16 protein-coding genes are annotated in these 18,069 nt (G+C 47.3%); 15 read left to right on the forward strand and 1 reads right to left on the reverse strand.

Going from position 1 to position 18,069, the window contains the following annotated elements; translation table 11 throughout:
• Positions 1–271 precede the first annotated feature (271 nt).
• The 6 genes from trpA to purF all read left to right on the forward strand — a co-directional run bounded on the left by trpA (position 272) and on the right by purF (position 6,696).
• Positions 272–1,069, forward strand: coding sequence for a tryptophan synthase subunit alpha (gene trpA / locus AAKU64_RS03275; protein ID WP_322119238.1), 798 nt, complete (start codon positions 272–274; stop codon positions 1,067–1,069).
• 112 nt (positions 1,070–1,181) lie between these two features.
• Positions 1,182–2,054 (forward strand): acetyl-CoA carboxylase, carboxyltransferase subunit beta, encoded by an 873-nt coding sequence (accD, locus tag AAKU64_RS03280; RefSeq protein WP_354361406.1) that lies wholly within the window; start codon positions 1,182–1,184, stop codon positions 2,052–2,054.
• Between the two features lie 107 nt (positions 2,055–2,161).
• Positions 2,162–3,457 (forward strand): bifunctional tetrahydrofolate synthase/dihydrofolate synthase, encoded by a 1,296-nt coding sequence (folC, locus tag AAKU64_RS03285; protein ID WP_354334190.1) that lies wholly within the window; start codon positions 2,162–2,164, stop codon positions 3,455–3,457.
• Between the two features lie 163 nt (positions 3,458–3,620).
• A complete protein-coding gene (locus tag AAKU64_RS03290) occupies positions 3,621–4,625 on the forward strand; it encodes an SPOR domain-containing protein (RefSeq protein WP_354334188.1) in 1,005 nt (334 codons plus the stop codon).
• 33 nt (positions 4,626–4,658) lie between these two features.
• The gene (locus tag AAKU64_RS03295; RefSeq protein ID WP_354334186.1) at positions 4,659–5,147 is read left to right on the forward strand and encodes a CvpA family protein; all 489 of its coding nucleotides are present in this window, start codon (positions 4,659–4,661) and stop codon (positions 5,145–5,147) included.
• A 28-nt stretch (positions 5,148–5,175) separates the two neighbouring features.
• The gene (gene purF / locus AAKU64_RS03300; protein WP_354334184.1) at positions 5,176–6,696 is read left to right on the forward strand and encodes an amidophosphoribosyltransferase; all 1,521 of its coding nucleotides are present in this window, start codon (positions 5,176–5,178) and stop codon (positions 6,694–6,696) included.
• Between the two features lie 113 nt (positions 6,697–6,809).
• Here the strand turns inward: purF and AAKU64_RS03305 are convergent, their stop codons facing one another.
• Positions 6,810–7,220 carry a hypothetical protein gene (locus tag AAKU64_RS03305; protein WP_354361408.1) on the reverse strand — a complete coding sequence of 137 codons (411 nt, stop codon included), beginning with the start codon at positions 7,218–7,220 and terminating at the stop codon, positions 6,810–6,812.
• A 187-nt stretch (positions 7,221–7,407) separates the two neighbouring features.
• Here AAKU64_RS03305 and AAKU64_RS03310 point away from each other — a divergent pair, with 187 nt between their 5' ends.
• From AAKU64_RS03310 to dapA, 9 genes are all read left to right on the forward strand, one after another.
• Positions 7,408–8,355, forward strand: a complete 948-nt coding sequence (locus tag AAKU64_RS03310; protein ID WP_354361410.1) for an ABC transporter ATP-binding protein — start codon at positions 7,408–7,410, stop codon at positions 8,353–8,355.
• A gap of 114 nt (positions 8,356–8,469) precedes the next feature.
• Entirely contained in the window at positions 8,470–9,897 is a 1,428-nt protein-coding gene (locus AAKU64_RS03315) for an ABC transporter permease (protein WP_354361412.1), read from the forward strand.
• 438 nt (positions 9,898–10,335) lie between these two features.
• Positions 10,336–12,669, forward strand: coding sequence for a TonB-dependent receptor plug domain-containing protein (locus tag AAKU64_RS03320; protein ID WP_354361414.1), 2,334 nt, complete (start codon positions 10,336–10,338; stop codon positions 12,667–12,669).
• A gap of 407 nt (positions 12,670–13,076) precedes the next feature.
• On the forward strand, positions 13,077–13,943 hold the full coding sequence (locus AAKU64_RS03325; RefSeq protein WP_354334175.1) for a 3',5'-nucleoside bisphosphate phosphatase: 867 nt from the start codon (positions 13,077–13,079) through the stop codon (positions 13,941–13,943).
• 71 nt (positions 13,944–14,014) lie between these two features.
• On the forward strand, positions 14,015–14,899 hold the full coding sequence (htpX, locus tag AAKU64_RS03330) for a protease HtpX (protein ID WP_354334173.1): 885 nt from the start codon (positions 14,015–14,017) through the stop codon (positions 14,897–14,899).
• Positions 14,900–15,007: 108 nt separating this feature from the next.
• The gene (locus AAKU64_RS03335) at positions 15,008–15,631 is read left to right on the forward strand and encodes an L-threonylcarbamoyladenylate synthase (protein ID WP_322119227.1); all 624 of its coding nucleotides are present in this window, start codon (positions 15,008–15,010) and stop codon (positions 15,629–15,631) included.
• A gap of 67 nt (positions 15,632–15,698) precedes the next feature.
• Positions 15,699–16,358 (forward strand): site-2 protease family protein, encoded by a 660-nt coding sequence (locus AAKU64_RS03340; RefSeq protein WP_354334171.1) that lies wholly within the window; start codon positions 15,699–15,701, stop codon positions 16,356–16,358.
• 6 nt (positions 16,359–16,364) lie between these two features.
• Entirely contained in the window at positions 16,365–17,045 is a 681-nt protein-coding gene (locus tag AAKU64_RS03345) for a class I SAM-dependent methyltransferase (protein WP_354334169.1), read from the forward strand.
• Between the two features lie 108 nt (positions 17,046–17,153).
• The gene (dapA, locus tag AAKU64_RS03350; protein WP_354361416.1) at positions 17,154–18,038 is read left to right on the forward strand and encodes a 4-hydroxy-tetrahydrodipicolinate synthase; all 885 of its coding nucleotides are present in this window, start codon (positions 17,154–17,156) and stop codon (positions 18,036–18,038) included.
• Positions 18,039–18,069 lie beyond the last annotated feature (31 nt).

Raw genomic sequence — 18,069 nt, forward strand, 5'->3', positions numbered from 1 at the left:
ACTCCCCTAAAATATTTGATAAATCGGCTTATTGTCCAGATAATCTCTGGACAGCTAATAAATACCTAGGTGGAGTATATTGATTTGATCAGTGTAAGTGTAGTGTGCTAATGCTTTCGTTACACGCTCAGGCAGTACTTTAGGCTGCACCTTAGTTGCACCTTAGTTGCACCTTAGCTGCACCTTAGTTGCACCTTAGTTGCACCTTAGCTGCACCTTAGCTGTCCCTCATGCTACATATTCATACTATAAATTTAGCAGGAAAAATACCATGCCAAGAATACAAACGACCTTAGCGGCGCTGGCTGCCAATAACAAAAAAGGCTTGATCCCGTTTATCACCGCAGGCGATCCCGATCCTGCACTGACTGTGCCGTTGATGCATGCCCTGGTTGAGGGCGGTGCGGATATTATCGAACTTGGCGTGCCGTTTTCTGATCCGATGGCGGATGGCCCGGTGATACAGCGCGCATCTGAGCGAGCACTGTTGCATGGAGTTGGATTGCGTGATGTATTACAATTCGTCCGCGAATTTCGATTGAGCAATCAAACCACGCCAGTTGTGCTGATGGGATACGCCAATCCGATTGAGCGTATGGGCATAGACGCCTTTATTGCCTCGGCAACAGAAGTTGGGGTGGACGGCGTTTTGGTCGTCGATTATCCGCCAGAGGAATGTGAAGATTTTGCCAATAAGATGCAGCAAAATGGCATGGATACTATTTTCTTGCTGGCACCCACTTCGACCGATGAGCGCATCGCTCAGGTTGGTAAAATTGCCACTGGTTATGTTTATTATGTCTCGCTTAAAGGCGTAACCGGGTCGGGAAGCTTGGATTTAGACGCTGTCGCCGCCATGATTCCACGCATCAAAAAACACGTCAAAGTCCCTGTGGGCGTGGGTTTTGGCATACGTGACGGTGCAACGGCAAGAGCAATTGCGTCCGTTTCCGACGCGGTTGTGATAGGCTCTCGGATTATTCAAGAGCTAGAAACGACGCCGCGTGAAAATGCTGTCGCGGCAGTAAAAAGCTTTATTTCTGGTGTCAGACAGGCGTTGGACGAGTAAAATACGCGCTGACGATTGTTTGTCCCCCGCGTTTGTTCCACCAGAATGAACATGATGCTTGCGATGTCTACATGGTTATCTATGTGATCGCAAGCCGAATTCAGGAGAAATTATGAGTTGGCTAGAAAAATTACTACCACCGCGCATTCAGCGCTCGGAATCTGCGCACCGTAAATCCATGCCCGAAGGGCTGTGGGTTAAGTGCCCTTCCTGCGAAGCCGTACTGTATCGCTCCGATCTGGAAGCAAATATCCATGTTTGCCCAAAATGCAGCCACCACATGCGTATTGGCGCACGCGAACGCCTTGACGCTTTGCTCGACGCTGGCGGACGGTATGAAATCGGTCAGGAAGTTTTACCGATTGATACCCTCAAATTCAAAGATAGCCTAAAATACACCGATCGCCTAAAAGATGCCTTAGAGTCGACTGGCGAGACAGATTCTATGATCGTCATGGGCGGTTCTATCATGACCGTTCCTGTCGTAGTCTCTTGCTTTGTATTTGACTTTATGGCCGGTACCATGGGCTCTGTATTGGGCGAGCGTTTTGTGCGCGGCGCACAAGCGGCACTGGACCAAAAAGTTCCGTTCATTTGTATTACTGCCAGTGGCGGTGCGCGTATGCAAGAAGGTGTTTTGTCCCTGATGCAAATGGCAAAAACCACAATGATGCTGACGAAATTGTCAGAAAAGAAATTACCGTTTATCTCTGTATTGACCGATCCGACCACCGGTGGCGTCTCTGCTTCTTTTGCCTTTATGGGTGACGTTGTAATTGCAGAACCTAAGGCACTGATCGGTTTTGCCGGTCCGCGCGTGATCGAAAATACAGTCCGAGAAAAATTGCCAGAAGGCTTCCAGCGCTCGGAGTTTCTGTTGCAAAAAGGCGCAGTCGACATGATTGTTGACCGTCGCAAAATGCGCGAAGAAATCGCTCGTTTGCTGGCTTTGTTGCAGAACCAGTCTGCAGAAGCGGTATCGTAAATTTTTGTCTATTTTTCATACTAAAATTTCAAAGAAATCTAAATACGAGCCCGATTCTGTCGGGCTTTTTTTATCTTATGACCAATTCGCTTAATTCTTCTACTTCTATGACGACGCCTGACAATCTGCTGGATTGGCTGGCATTGCTAGAAACTCGTCACTCCAAAGAAATCGACATGGGCCTGGATCGTGTCGCCGCGGTGAAGGAACGTTTGGATATTCGCTACGAATGCCCAGTCGTCGTTGTCGGTGGCACCAACGGCAAAGGGTCCACCTGCGCCATGCTGGAATCGATTTTATTGCAAGCTGGATATCGTGTCGGTTTATACAGCAAGCCCCATTTTTTAGATTTTAATGAGCGTGCCCGTATCCACGGCGAATCAGTCAAAGATCAGGTGTTTGTCGATGTGTTTGCCGAGGTAGAAGCAGCAAGGTTGATGGAGCCTGCGATCTCGTTAACTTATTTTGAATTTACCACGCTGGCAATTTGTAAATTGCTGGCAGATGCCAAATTAGATGCCGTGATTCTGGAAGTTGGTCTGGGTGGTCGTCTCGATGCGGTCAATGTGATTGATGCCGATGTCTCAATAGTCACCAGCGTCGATATTGATCATGTGGATTATCTGGGGGATACCCGCGAAAAAATTGGATTTGAAAAGGCTGGAATTTTCCGTACCGGCAGAACTGCCATTTGCGGCGACCCTGTGCCGCCACAATCCTTGATTGAGCATGCGACCGCGATCGGTGCAGATCTGTGGTTGTTTGGTCGTGATTTCAATTATTCCGGCGATAAGCAACAATGGAATTTTGGTGGTCGCGTACAACGTCGCAATTCGCTTGGTTATCCGAGTTTGCGCGGCGCGAATCAGTTGCTGAATGCATCCGCTGTATTAGCCGCGCTGGAGGCGTTAAGAAATCGCTTGCCCGTGGGCGCGCAAGAAGTACGTAATGGGCTGGTGATGGTAGATTTGCCGGGACGTTTCCAGGTCATGCCTGGTCGTCCGGTGGTCGTGCTGGATGTGGCGCACAACCCGCATGCGGCCGCGACACTGTCGCAAAATTTCGACAATATGGGATTTCACGCCTACACCTATGCCGTGTTTGGCTCGATGCTGGATAAGGATATTGATGGCGTTATTGCCCAGATTAAAGGCAAGATTGATCACTGGTGTGTCACCGATTTGCCTTTGCCACGCGCTGCCAGCGCTGACCATTTAAAGGAACGATTATTGGCAGTAGGTGCCTTGCAAGATGCGGAACATAGTATCCAAACTTTCACAAGTCCAGAGGATGCCTATGCCTTTGCACTCGGTAAGGCAGGGGAAAATGATAGAATAGCGGTCTTCGGTTCTTTTCTCACAGTAGCTGGTGTGATGAGGGCGCGGAAGCAGAATAACCACTAGTGATCTTTTGGGAGAATTTCTAAAAACCTTTAATCGAGATGCGGTGCTAGGCGCAAGCCGCAGCAATACGTCGGTATTGCGAGGCTTTGCAACAGCGCAATGCGCTCGATTATGGGATTTTTAGAAGTTCGCTTTTGATCACGACTCACTTAGATACTTGCACATGAGCTTGCTATCACGTTTTAAACAAAAGCAAGAAACAACATCCGATCAGGATAATGGCGAATACCGTTCTCGTGCAGAGGACGACACCAAGCCCGTACGTGGCAGCAAACGCGCTGATCGTTCAGATAATGCGCGTAAAAGCAAAGTTGCCGATCCTGTATTGCCAGAAAAAAAACGTGCCCGCCGTCGCTTGATTGGTGCCATCGCTTTGGTATTAGCCGCTGTGATTGGCTTGCCAATGATTCTGGATTCAGAACCAAAACCGCTGGCTGACGACATCGCGATTCAGATTCCTTCTAAAGATAAATTGCCAGCAACCGAGCAGATAGCAGTGCCTAAAGTAGCTAGCAAGTCAGCTGAGCCTCTGGAAGAAATTATCGATCCGCCCCAGACGCAACAAAAGCCGCAAGTTAAAGCTTCAAGCAAAGATGTAGCTGCCTTGCCTGCCGTTGCGCTTGCAGATAGTAAAGTGTCTACGAAGCCAGAGGTCAAGCCTGAATCAAAGTCCGACCCGAAAGTGTCCACAGACGCCAAGCCAGAATTCAAGCCGGAAACCAAATCAGCTAGAGTTGAAACAAAAATAGATACGAAGTCGGATACTAAAGCCGACACTAAGCCAGAAACTAAAGTTGAGGCAAAAATACCAGTCATAAAACCCCCGGTAAAATCCTCTGAACAAAACGATGATGCTGCGCGTGCTTTAGCAATACTCGAAGGAAAAACTGTTAAACCTGCGGCAAAAGCAGAAGTTCAAACCAAAGAACATAGCGGATACGTGGTTCAGGCAGGTGCCTTTTCTACCCCAGAAAAAATCAGCGAAGTACAAGACAAGTTGAAGGCTGCAGGGATTAAATCGTACACACAAAAAGTGGCGACTTCACCTAATGGCGACAAATCAGTGACGCGCATACGCGTAGGTCCGTTTGAAAGCAAGGAAGAAGCGGATAAGGCTACTGCGAATCTGGTCAAGCTTGGATTAAGCCCTAAGTTGATTCCCAACTGATGAACCCCATATTGATGGTAGTAGGAATGTGCTGTGACCTTATTTGATTACCTGGTGTTGTTTATACTGATTTGCTCCATCGTTATCAGCACCATGCGCGGCCTGGTAAAAGAGATGTTGTCACTGGTCAGTTGGGTAGTGGCATTTGTCGTTGCCAATACGTTTAGTGCAACCGTTGCTGGCTATTTGCCAGATCTGTTCCCTGGGCAGATGTTGCGTTTAATCGTGGCATTTATTGCCTTGTTTATTGGCGTACGTTTGCTAATGTCCTTATTAATGATGGCGGTAGACGCCGTGCTGAAAGCCAGTGGTCTGAGCCTGGCTGATCGTGGTTTAGGCGGTTTGTTTGGCTTGGCGCGTGGCTGTATTCTGGTACTTGCAGCAGTGATGGTTTGTGGCATGACATCGATTCCGCAACAGCCATTCTGGCGCAACGCGCTGCTCAGTCCGATTGTCGTGACGTCGGCGCAAACTGTGATGCCATTTTTGCCTGCGTCGATTACGCGGCATGTCAGCTTTTAGATTTTAATTTGTTCTTTAGGAGTCCACCATGTGTGGCATCGTCGGTGTAGTTTCAAATAGTCCCGTCAATCAATTGCTGTATGACGCCTTGCTGTTGTTACAGCATCGTGGTCAGGACGCAGCTGGTATTGCAACGGGCCATGGCAATAAATTTGCAATGCATAAAGCAAACGGCTTGGTACGAGATGTATTTCGTACCCGCAATATGCGTTCTTTACCAGGCAATATCGGTATCGGTCAGGTGCGCTACCCAACCGCAGGCTCAACCAGCGAAGAAGAGGCACAACCGTTTTATGTGAACGCGCCTTTTGGTATTGTGCTGGCACATAACGGTAATTTGACCAATGCTGATGAACTCAAAATTGAGTTATTCAAAAATGATATGCGTCATTTGAATACCGATTCTGATTCAGAGGTATTACTCAATATTCTGGCGCACCAGATCCAGGAAGTGACCAGTGGTTATTCGCTTGATCCTCAATCCATGTTCCGCGCGGTATCTATGTTGCATCGCCGTGTGCGTGGTTCTTACGCGGTAGTTGCACAAATCGCGGGTTATGGCTTGTTGGCATTTCGCGATCCGTTCGGGATTCGCCCTTTGTGTATCGGGTTGTCGCATACCGAAAATGGTGTCGAATACATGATCGCCAGCGAGTCGGTTGCTTTAGATGGTTTGGGTTTTAAGTTCCTACGTGATGTTGAGCCGGGCGAGGCGATTTTTATTGATCTCGACGGCAAAATGTACAACGAACAATGTGCTGATAATCCCACCCTCAATCCTTGCGCATTTGAATACGTCTATCTGGCCCGCCCGGACTCCATTATCGACGGCGCATCGGTGTATCTGACGCGCTTAAAAATGGGTGAATATCTGGCAGACAAAGTACGCAATCAATTCCGCGATGGTGAGATTGATGTTGTCATGCCAATTCCCGATTCTTCCCGTCCATCAGCGATGGAACTGGCAATGAAATTGAATCTGGATTACCGCGAAGGCTTCATCAAAAATCGTTACATTGGCCGTACTTTTATGATGCCAGGTCAGGCGATTCGCAGAAAGTCGGTGCGCCAGAAATTGAATGCGATCAAGCAGGAATTTGCTGGTAAGAGTGTATTGCTGGTCGATGATTCTATCGTCCGTGGTACCACCAGCCGCGAGATCGTCCAGATGGCACGCGAGTCCGGTGCCAAGCGGGTGATTTTTGCCTCTGCGGCACCACCAGTAAAATTCCCTAACGTGTATGGAATCGACATGCCGACCCGCAGTGAGTTAATCGCCTACGGTCGTAGCGAAGATGAAGTCTGTCGTGAAATTACCGCAGATGCCCTGGTGTACCAAGATGTAGCCGCCATGAAGCGTTCTATCTCTGACGTTAATCCTTATCTGCGCAACATCGAGGCATCTTGCTTTGATGGATATTATGTTACCGGTGACGTCAGTCCAGATTATCTTAATCGCTTAGAAACGGCGCGAAATAATCCGCGTCCAGATACCGAGGATGTAATGCGTTCTCAGTTAAATTTGAATTTAGCTGAACGCGCAGATTAATTTTTTAGCGTTAATATATAAAAAAAGCCCGACATCATGATGGTGTCGGGCTTTTTTATCTTTGGCACGCCTGATCGGAAATCTCAGTTAAAACCAGGTTAAATCTAGTTCACTCACTGTTCAATTTCATCCGCACGTCTTTGACGATACTCCATCAGATTCAGCACGATCATCATCAGGGCACCTAAGGGTGCCAGGGTTGCCAGCAGCCAGAATATTGCATTAAAATAAATGTTGTCTCGTATGGTAACTCTACGTGGTTCGGGTGGGGCGTTTGCTGCAATTGCTGTGGCGACTGTCTGCGCATCATCTTGGATTGATATCAACATCGCGTTTGTTGACGAGGTTGTTGGAGATATTGCTGGCGCTACCGATGTCGTCTTTGGAGTGCTCTGTGTACAAGGAGTGCTTGCTGCCTTATTACCACCGTTGGTTTCGCCCGTACATGGGTTGGACTGCGCCAAAGCATAGGTCGAGAGTAAGCTAGTTAGCAACAGAGCAAGAATGAAGTGGATGCGTTTCATAATTTTTATAAAATTAATCAAGGCGAGAATCTTAACAGGTCTGAACTTGAGCGTGATGATACTGATCGGCTCATCAGTTGCTACAACGGATGAGTTATTGCCAAATTAAGCAAATTCCAGTATTGATCAAGTATAATTTGTTGTCTTATTTGCAGTTAAATTTGCAGTTAATCAAACGGGCAAACATATGCATCCATTATTGTTAGAAGTCAAAAACCTCAGTAAGTCTTTTGGTCAACGTAAGGTTGTCGATACAGTTTCCTTCTCTTTGCAGCATGGTCAGACCTTGGGTTTACTTGGCCCAAATGGTGCTGGCAAATCAACCACGGTTAGCATGATTTGTGGCTTGCTTAAGTCGGATCAGGGCGAGGTCAGAGTGGATGGGCAATTAGTTGGTGCTGGCAATAATGCGGTCAAGCATAAGATTGGTCTGGTGCCACAAGACCTGGCTTTATATGACGATTTGTCGGCGCTAGAAAATCTCAAATTATTTGGTGCCCTGTACGGCTTGTCTGGCAGTGCTCTGAAATCTCGTTGCGATATCGTGCTGGATTTAGTCAACTTGAAAGATAGAGCTAGCGATAAGTCTGCTACCTTCTCTGGTGGTATGAAACGTCGTTTGAATATCGCTGCAGCATTACTGCATGACCCGCAATTATTAATCCTTGATGAGCCGACTGTCGGTGTTGATCCGCAAAGCAGGAACGCGATTTTTGATAGCTTAGAAGTCCTCAAAAAACAGGGCAGAGCCTTGATTTATACCAGCCACTATATGGAGGAGGTTGAGCGTCTTGCGGACCATATTGTGATTATTGATCATGGCAAAGTCATCGCGGACGAAAGCCCGCAAGCCTTGTTCCAGCGTTTGCCAGCACAAGCCGCTTTGCAAGTTGATTTAGATCGTCCTTTGTCGGCAGATACTCTGGCCGCTCTTGGTCAGCAAACAGGCGTCAGCCATGTTCAGCATGCAAAGGATAACGAACATGTAGACATCGCTTTGATCAACCCTAGCTTTGCTTTGCCTGTGTTGGATTGGTTGAATGCGCAAGGTTATGCGCCTTTGCATTTTGCTACGGCTAAAACGAAGTTAGAAGACATTTTTTTAACGCTGACAGGCCGTAGTTTGCGCGACTAATTGCGTTCACTCAGTTAAGCCACAAATTTACATCAATAAGTACATCACTAAGCCAAGCCGCTTGCAATTAAAGCTTGTTGATCTGCACATACTGTAAGCTCTGAAAGAACTAACATGACTGCTCTGATTGCCCTTATCCGCAAAGATCTGATTCTGTTTTTGTCTGATCGCCGTGCGATGTTGTTGACCCTGGTGATGCCAATAGTGCTCGGGGCATTTTTTGGTTTTGTCTCCGGCGGAAATTCCGATAAAGAAACCGCCAAAATCCCGATCGCGCTGGTGATGCAGGATAATCATCCCATTAGCCAGAAGATTGCTCAAGGCTTGATTACCGAACCGAATTTGCAAGTGACTGAGCTTGCTTTAGAGCCAGCTCAGGACCTGGTGCGTAAAGGTAAATTAAATGTGGCGATCGTGATCCCTGCTGGCTTTGGTCAATCCGCAGGCGCTGCTTTATTTGGGGCTGGTAAAAAACCGGAACTGCCGATTTTTTATGATCCTTCACAAGCGGCTGTTCTGGCAATGGTCAAAGGGATGTTGACGCAGCAAGTCATGCAGCATGTCAGTGCCGAAATGTTTGGCGGTGCATCGGGTTTGTCGCTGGTAGATAAAAGTATTACAGAGCTAGATGCTGATCCAGAACGGGCTGCCGGTCAGCCAGAGCTGCGTGAGTTTTTAGGTAGTGTGAAAAAATTTCAGAGCAAAACCCGGTCAGCTGCGACCACCGCAACCACCGCAACAACTGCAACCACAGATGTAAATACTGATAAGAGTAGCGATAAAAACACCAGCACGGTTGCTACTGCAAGTGCGGCATCTGACTCCGCTGCTTTATCGCCAAACACCGTAGATAAACCAGCAACTGAAGCAGGTTTGTCTATGCCATTCACCACCAAAGACCAGGCAATGGTCGCAGGTGATCCTGTCGTCGCACATTACAATGGCTATGCACATTCATTTGCCGGGATGACAGTGCAATTTATCCTCTTTATGGCGATTGACGCGGGCATCAGTGTGCTAGCTGCGCGCCGTCTGGGTTTATGGAATCGCTTGCTGGCCGCTCCAGTGGGATTAAATACCTTGCTAGCCGCCAGAGCCTTTTCTTGTGCACTGATTGCGTTTGCTTTAACGGGGGTTATTTTTGCTGTTGCTGGCGTGGTTTTTAAAGTGCAAATTGCCGGTAGCTATATCGGGTTTGTCGGAGTCGCATTGAGTTTTTCTTTGATGACGGCTAGTTTTGGCTTGTTGATTGCCGCCTTTGGTAAGACGCCTGAGGCAGCGCGCGGTATTGCCGTGTTTGCTACGCTGATTATGGTGATGCTGGGCGGTGCGTGGATTCCTTCATTTTTGTTTCCGCAATGGTTGCAAAATTTGACGCTGATTGTGCCGACGCGTTGGGCGCTAGATGGTTTTGATGCGATGACCTGGCGCGGCCTTGGCTTGCAAGCTGCGGTTTTGCCAATTGTTGTGCAATTGGGATTTATGGTGTTGTTCAGCTCCTTGGCTTTGTGGCAATTTCGCCGTCAGCAAAATAGCATTTAATTTTATATTGGCATCTGATTAGTTGGTGTTGATTCAATATACTCCCCTTTATTTTTATTGAAAATGGCTTATCGTCCAGACTTTATATGGACGATTAAAATATACTCATTAGTAGTATATTTTATCTGATCGCTAAATCCTGATGTTGGTCAGGACGATTTTATCCAGATGATCTGGTGAGTTTTTCAATAAGGCTTCATCTCGTTGTGACTTAACGACGCTTGTTTCAATACTATACAAATCAAAGAGGTGATTTGCTGGCTTGTTGCTCGTATTTGAAAATACAATGCGAGCAACCCAGTATTAATCGTAGGTGGCTGCAAGTTTATAAGTTGATCAACATGTTTAGACGTGGGTTTACTCCGCGTTATTCCGTCAGGAATGAATAAAGTTGATCAATGATTTGGCAGCAATTTATTCCTAAAAACTCTCCGCACCATGTCCAAAAAATTTCCTTTACGCGCCGTATCGTTGGCGTTAGCTAGCGCCTTTGCGGCGTATGTCGTTGTCCCTGGTATTGCCTTCGCTCAGGCTGATCCTCTGACTGCGCCTGATGAAAATAATAAAGAGCCTGTTCCAGTCAAAAAACCTTTGCCTGATCAAAATCGATTACTGAAAAAAGTCGACCCTAAAGTCGACCCTAAGTCTGATAAAAAAACAGATAACGCTACTAAAGACCCCAATCTGAAAGATGCCCAAACCGTCACGATTGACGGCACTCGCCAGTCGGATATGGAAGAGCGTCGCATGTCGACTGCGGCAAAAATGATTTTTGGTCGTGAGGAGCTGGATCGTAACGGCGACTCAACGATCGGTGAAATTTTAAAGCGCTTGCCCGGTGTGACCGTTGGTGGTCGTCCTGGTCGTGGTGGTGATATCCGCATGCGCGGTATGGGCAACGGCTATACACAAATTTTATTGAATGGCGATCGGCCGCCGCGTGGATTTTCGATGGATACCTTGTCGCCAGATCAGGTTGAGCGGATTGAGATTATTCGAGGTCCTGTTGCCGAATACAGTACCCAGGCAATTGCTGGCACCATTAATATTGTTTTGCGTGAAGACTATAAGCAAAAAGATACTGAGATCAAATTATCTGAAAGTTTTGAACAAGGTCGTTCTGCGCCGAATCTTTCTATCACCTACCCGGGGCAGATCGGCAATATGTCTTATGCGCTGAGTGGAACCATTTTCCAGAATCAGCAGCATGATCAGACTACCACCCTGACACAAGAATTTGATCCCGCCGGACAGCCTAGCTTGATTCAGAATCAAGCGGATGAAACCAGTCGTCGCACTACCGGTATTCAATTAACGCCAAGAGTAAACTACCGTTTTGATAATGGTGACACGCTGATGTTGCAACCGTTTTTGACCAAATCGCGGAGCAATTCTTTTAGCACCAGCCAGGTTGATCAAAGCTTAGGATTGCCAGCGCAGTATGCAACTGCCAGCGCGAATTCGACTGCGGACACATCCTTCGCACGAGGCTTCGGAAACTGGCAGCATAAATTTGCAGACAATGCCAAACTGAATATCAAATTTGGCGGCGGCCTTGGCACGATGGACAGCTCAACTCTGCGCACTCAGTTCGATGCCAGCGGTAAGCTGGTCGATAATATTATTGACATCAATAACACTCGCGACAGCAGTCTTAAAGTCGGCGGTAAATACACCCAACCATTGGGTGGCAGCCACACCCTGGCAGTCGGAGTTGATGCCGAATCCGGTAAGCGTGAGCAGACCCGTGTCTATCTGGATAACGGTTTGCCCCAATTTACGGACTCTGGCGACAACCTGAACGCGACCACGCGCAATCTGGCGGCATTTATACAAGATGAGTTTGATATTTATCCGCAATGGTCTGCCTACGCCGGTTTGCGTTGGGAGGGCATACGCACGACCAGCACCACTTCTACCAACACGCAAGTACAAAATACCAGCAGTGTATGGAGCCCGGTGCTGCACGCCGTGTGGCGTATTCCAGATAGTAAAGATCAGATACGGATGAGCTTTACCAATAGTTATCGCGCACCAGCCTTAAACGACTTGATCGCTTTGCCCTCAATCTCTACGCTGAATAGCCCAACCAAACCGGATCGCACGGGTAATCCGTCATTGCGGCCAGAATTATCCAAAGGGATCGATCTGGCGTTTGAGCGTTATCTCAATCGCGCCGGGATTGTCAGTGCTAACCTGTTCGCACGTGACATCAACGATCTAATACGCCGCCGCACCGTGCTGGTTAGTACGCCAACAGGGGCGCGTTGGGTATCGTCACCGGTGAATATCGGGCATGCGACAACTGAGGGGATAGAGCTGGAAGCAAAGTTCCAGATGCAAGAGATTTTCCCTGAAGGCCCGGCGATTGATTTCCGCAGTAATTACAGTCGCTTCTGGTCCAAGGTGGATGATATCCAGGGGCCGAATAATCGCCTTGATCAACAGCCAAAACAAACGGCGAATATGGGGCTGGATTACAGGCTTGCTAAATTGCCCGTCACAGTCGGTGGCAATATTAACTGGACTCCAGCGTATGTCATCCAGTCTAGTGACACACAAATTAACGGTACCGGTGTCAAACGTCAAATTGATATGTACGGTTTATGGAAAGTATCGCCAACGACCCAGCTACGTTTGTCCGCTAATAACTTGCTGGCTGATGATTACTTTACTTCGAGTACGGTGACGACGGGTGGCATTAATCATTCTGATAATGTAAATGCCAAAACGTATACAACCTTGACTCTGAGGTTGGAGTTGAAAATTTAAATCTGCTATTTCGTTACAGAGTTCGAACTGTTTATTTGGCCTGCTAATAAGTGAGACATAGCAGGTTAATTTCTTGTAAGTCCTAATTAATACTCGTGGTGAGTATATTTGAGTTGTCCAAGTATTAATTGGACAATAGAGATATTTTCATAAAAATAATGGGGAGTATATTCATTTCAGGTTTATTTGGTAGCCTAAGAATGGAAGGAATTCTTTTGTGATTTTCAATTTTTGACTAAAGAGCTTGGCATTTGATTTTATGCTTGGTCTGCTCGCCCAGTCGGCCCAGACAGGACGTTTTAGTCGTACCGCAATGTTTGCCGCTGTGCAGTGCAGCACAGTCTGATTTGGCAGAGTACAATCGGATATCCGCACATTCGCACGTCCTCACACTTGTTAGCCCAATCATGCTCTCCCATCCCGATCTGAATACGCTTAACGTTGATCTTCACTGCCACTCCACGATTTCTGACGGTGTACTTGCGCCAGCCGAGGTTGCTTTGCGTGCTAAAACCAATGGGGTGGATGTTTGGGCATTGACGGACCATGATGAGATCAGTGGTATTGCACAAGCTCGTTCTGCTGCCTTGGATATCGGTTTGTCGTATGTTACTGGGGTAGAAATTTCTATTACATGGGCAAATAAGACCATCCATATCGTTGGATTAAATATCGATGAGACGAACGAAAATCTGGTGCGTGGACTAGCAATGACGCGTTCTGGCCGCGAGCGCAGGGCAGAGGATATGGCAGCAGGTCTGGCTAAGGTCGGCATCCCGAATACATTTGAAGGTGCGCTTAAATATGTCGGCAATCCTGATTTGATTTCACGCTCGCATTTTGCCCGCTATCTGGTGGAAATCGGCGCGGCTGAAACGGTCAACGATGTGTTTAAGCGCTACTTGATCGAAGGTAAGCCAGGTTACGTGCCACATCGCTGGGCGACGTTGGCAGAGGCGGTTAACTGGATACAAGGCGCTGGCGGCGTGGCAGTGGTTGCGCATCCGGGTCGCTATGATCTAAGTCCGATTGCGTTTGATGCTTTTTTCGGTGAATTTAAATCTTATGGCGGTAACGCGATTGAAGTTGTTACCGGTAGTCATACCGTTGATCAATATGATGAATACACCAAAATCGCTCAGCGCCATGGCTTTATGGCCTCACGCGGGTCAGATTTTCATGCCCCAGATCCTGCAGGCATTGACCTAGGGCAACTGCCATCTCTTTCAGCCAGTCTCAAACCAGTCTGGTCGAGTTGGATGTTGCCATCTTGAATTTCTTCGGTTAAGCCACATTTACAGTGCTGTTGTGGACTTGCGGCGCTTAAACTAAAGGAGAAATTCGCATGAAACGTATTTTGCTTTTTTTTGCGACTAATCTGGCTGTCATGCTGGTGATGTCGGCAGTATTGTCGATGTTGGGCGTGAATCGCTATCTGACAGCAAATGGTTTGCAGATGGGGACATTGATGGTGTTCTCATTAGTTGTTGGATTTACCGGTGCTTTCTTCTCCTTGTTGATTAGCAAGCCCATGGCGAAATGGTCCACAGGCGCGCGCGTGATTGATGCGCCATCTAATTCCACTGAATTATGGTTAGTGAACACCGTCAGAGCGCTGTCAGAACGTGCTGGCATCAAAATGCCAGAAGTCGCAGTCTACGAAGGTGAGGCGAATGCATTCGCCACAGGTGCCTTCAAAAACTCTGCCTTGGTCGCTGTGTCGACGGGTTTGCTGGAAAGCATGACCAAAGAAGAAGTGGAGGCAGTGTTAGGACATGAGGTTGCCCATATTGCCAATGGCGATATGGTGACAATGACTTTAATCCAAGGTGTGGTAAATACCTTTGTCGTATTTTTGGCGCGTGTCGTCGGTTACGCAATCGACAAGGCCGTGTTCCGCAATGGTGACAATGACCGGCCTGGGATTGGTTATATGGTGACTGTGTTTGTTTGCGAGATTGTGTTTGGTATTGCCGCATCGGTGATCGTGGCATGGTTCTCACGCCAGCGTGAATTCCGTGCTGATGCAGGTTCTGCTAAATTGTTGGGCAATCAATTGCCGATGATTCACGCTTTAGCACGCTTGGGTGGTTTGCAACCGGGTGAGTTGCCGAAGTCGATGGCAGCAGCGGGTATCAGCGATAAGGCCGGTTGGAGTGCTTTGTTTTCAACCCATCCACCGATGGAGCAACGGATCGCTGCATTACAAAATTTGCAGAATTTGAAGTAAATTTGATCTGGCAGGGTATCTGTTTAAATACCCTGAAACAGATCAACATGTCGGCGGTAGTCGGGGATTTTCCCGCTACCGCTTTTCTACTTTTATCTATAAGTTCGAATGAGCCAATTTTTCCAATTACATCCAGATAATCCGCAGTTACGCTTGATCAAACAGGCGGCGCAGATTATTCATCAGGGCGGTATCGTGGCGCTGCCTACGGACTCCTGCTACGCGTTGGTCTGCCACCTGGATGATAAAGATGCCGTTACCCGCTTGCGTCGTATCCGTGCCGTGGATGAAAAACATCATCTGACTTTGTTATGCCGTGATCTGTCCGAGATTGCGGTTTATGCCAAGGTTGATAATCGCCAATATCGTATGCTGAAAGCTGCGACGCCGGGTGCATACACAGTGATTTTGGAAGCGACGAAAGAAGTCCCGCGCCGTTTAAGCCATCCTTCACGTAAAACGATAGGCTTACGTGTGCCAGAGAACCGTATTACCCATGCCTTGTTGGAAGAATTAGGTCAGGCTTTGCTGGGAACTACGCTGATTTTGCCTGGTGACGAAGAGCCGTTGACAGACCCTGAAGTGATTCGTGAACGCTTAGAAAAACAAGTGGATTTAATCATCGATGGTGGCGCTTGCAGCTTAATCCCGACCACGGTGATCGATATGACCAATGATGCGCCAGAACTGATCCGGCAGGGTAGGGGTGATCCTGCTATTTTTGGTTTGTAAATTCTAATCTTCATGCTTTTACCGGTTTTCTTGTTTTGACTTTCACCCTTTTTAATAGAAATTTCGCATGAATGATCTGATACAAACTATTGCGGTATATGCGTTGCCAGCGATTTTCGCTATTACCCTCCATGAGGCAGCGCATGCTTTTGCTGCTAAGTACTTCGGTGATACAACCGCCTATAGCCAGGGGCGAATGACACTTAATCCTATGAATCATATCGATCCTCTCGGCACGATTGTGATTCCTATTGCGGTGTACTTTATTTCTCAGGGTACGTTTTTATTTGGTTACGCTAAACCAGTTCCAGTGAACTTTGCTAATTTACGAAATCCAAAAAGAGATATGGCATGGGTTGCTTTAGCCGGGCCAGCGGCTAATTTTGTAATGGCTTTTTTTTGGATGTTATTTGCAATTGCTTTACAAGTATTTGGCGTAAGCGAGCCATTTCTAAAGTTGATCGCGGATGCAGGGATTTTTACTAATCTGTTGATTTTTGCATTTAATTTAATCCCTATTCCGCCGTTAGATGGCGGTCGTATTTTAATGAGTTTGCTGCCCTACAAGCTAGCGGTTAAATTTGCTCAGTTAGAGCAATACGGATTCTTTATTGTGATGGTATTGGTGATGTTGCGCGTATTACAGTTTTGGATGGCGCCGGTGATGATGGTCGCAGAGATGTTGCTGCATGTATTAATCTCACCAATTACTATGCTGCTCGGCTGATCATCCATGATTGTCTCCGCAAATACGCCGTCATCGAATGAATTTTCGTCCTCGCCCTGCTCAGCCTGGGTACAGCGTTTCGCTTCTTTGATTCCTCATAATCAAGGGCCGGTACTCGACCTTGCATGCGGCAGCGGTCGTCACACTCGCTTATTGCTTGATGCAGGATATGAGGTGTGGGCATTAGACAAAGATGCTAGTTTGCTAGAGCCACTTGCTCAATCAGGTGCGCGTGTTTTTCATGCTGATCTTGAAGCAGCGCCGGAGCCGCTGACGTCATTGCCACCATCAGTGTCGCCATCGGAGCCTCATTCATCCCCGCTCAATGTTTATTGGCCTTTTACGCTAGGCTCATTTGCAGGTATTGTGGTGTGCGATTATTTGCATCGCCCACTTTTCCCTTTTCTTAAATCTGCTTTGTCCAACAATGGTATTTTGATTTACGAAACCTTTTGCGAGGGAAATGCTGCTTTTGGAAGACCTCGCAATCCAGATTTTTTATTGCGCTCAGGGGAACTTTTGCAGCAATTAGAGTCTGATCCACAGAGCGGTCAACAAAATCATGTGATTGCTTATGAACATGGTTATGTAGAGAATCCACGTCCCGCCATGATGCAGCGGATATGCGTACGATCAATGTCGAAGCTTGGTAATCCTCCCTCAATACAGTCGCTTGACAAGATTTGATGGCATTTCAAGCGATTTTCAAACGATTCGCGCCCATAGCGATGATCGATCCGCTACAATCAAGGTTTTACTTTTTATCGCACCAACATGACAATGACGACGAGTACGATGACTAAGATTCAAGGAAGTCTGGTTGCTATTGTGACCCCCATGCATGCTGACGGCAGTCTGGATTTGCCATGCCTGCGCAAATTGATTGATTGGCATATTGCCGAAGGTACCGATGGCATTGTGATCGTTGGTACTACTGGTGAATCACCGACGGTGACTGTAGAAGAGCATTGCGAGCTGATCCGCGTTGCTGTTGAACATACGAATAAACGTATTCCTATCATCGCTGGTTCTGGCGGCAACTCAACGGCAGAAGCGATTGTCTTGACCAAATTTGCTAAAGAAATCGGTGCTGACGCATCTCTGCAAGTCGTGCCTTACTACAATCGTCCTACGCAAGAAGGTATGTATCAGCATTTTAAAAAGATCGCTGAATCTGTTGAGATACCTGTCATTCTGTATAACGTGCCGGGACGTACCGTTGCCGATATGTCGAATGAGACTATTTTGCGTCTGGCAGACGTGCCTGGTATCGTCGGTGTGAAAGAAGCTTCAGGTAATATTGCGCGCGATACGGATTTGATTCGCCTCGCCCCATCTTCTTTTGCCGTATATTCCGGTGACGATGCAACGGCAATGGCGTTGATGTTTTGCGGTGGTAAAGGAAATATCTCAGTTACTGCCAATATCGCACCACGTGCTATGCATGAGTTATGCGTTGCGGCAATGAATGGTGATACTAAAGCGGCAATTGCGATCAATAATCGCTTAATTCCTTTACACAATAAATTATTTATCGAGCCTAACCCTTTGCCTGTTAAATGGGCAATGCAAGAGATGGGGCTGATACCAAGTGGACTGCGTTTGCCGCTAGTGCCGATGTCGGTGCAATATCATGATGTTGTTCGTGCAGCTTTGCGCGAGTCAGGTGTATTACAATAGCGTCGCCTAGATACGATGCACATTAAAGTGC

It is taken from the genome of Undibacterium sp. GrIS 1.8 (assembly GCF_040544445.1).
GTDB lineage: Bacteria > Pseudomonadota > Gammaproteobacteria > Burkholderiales > Burkholderiaceae_D > Undibacterium.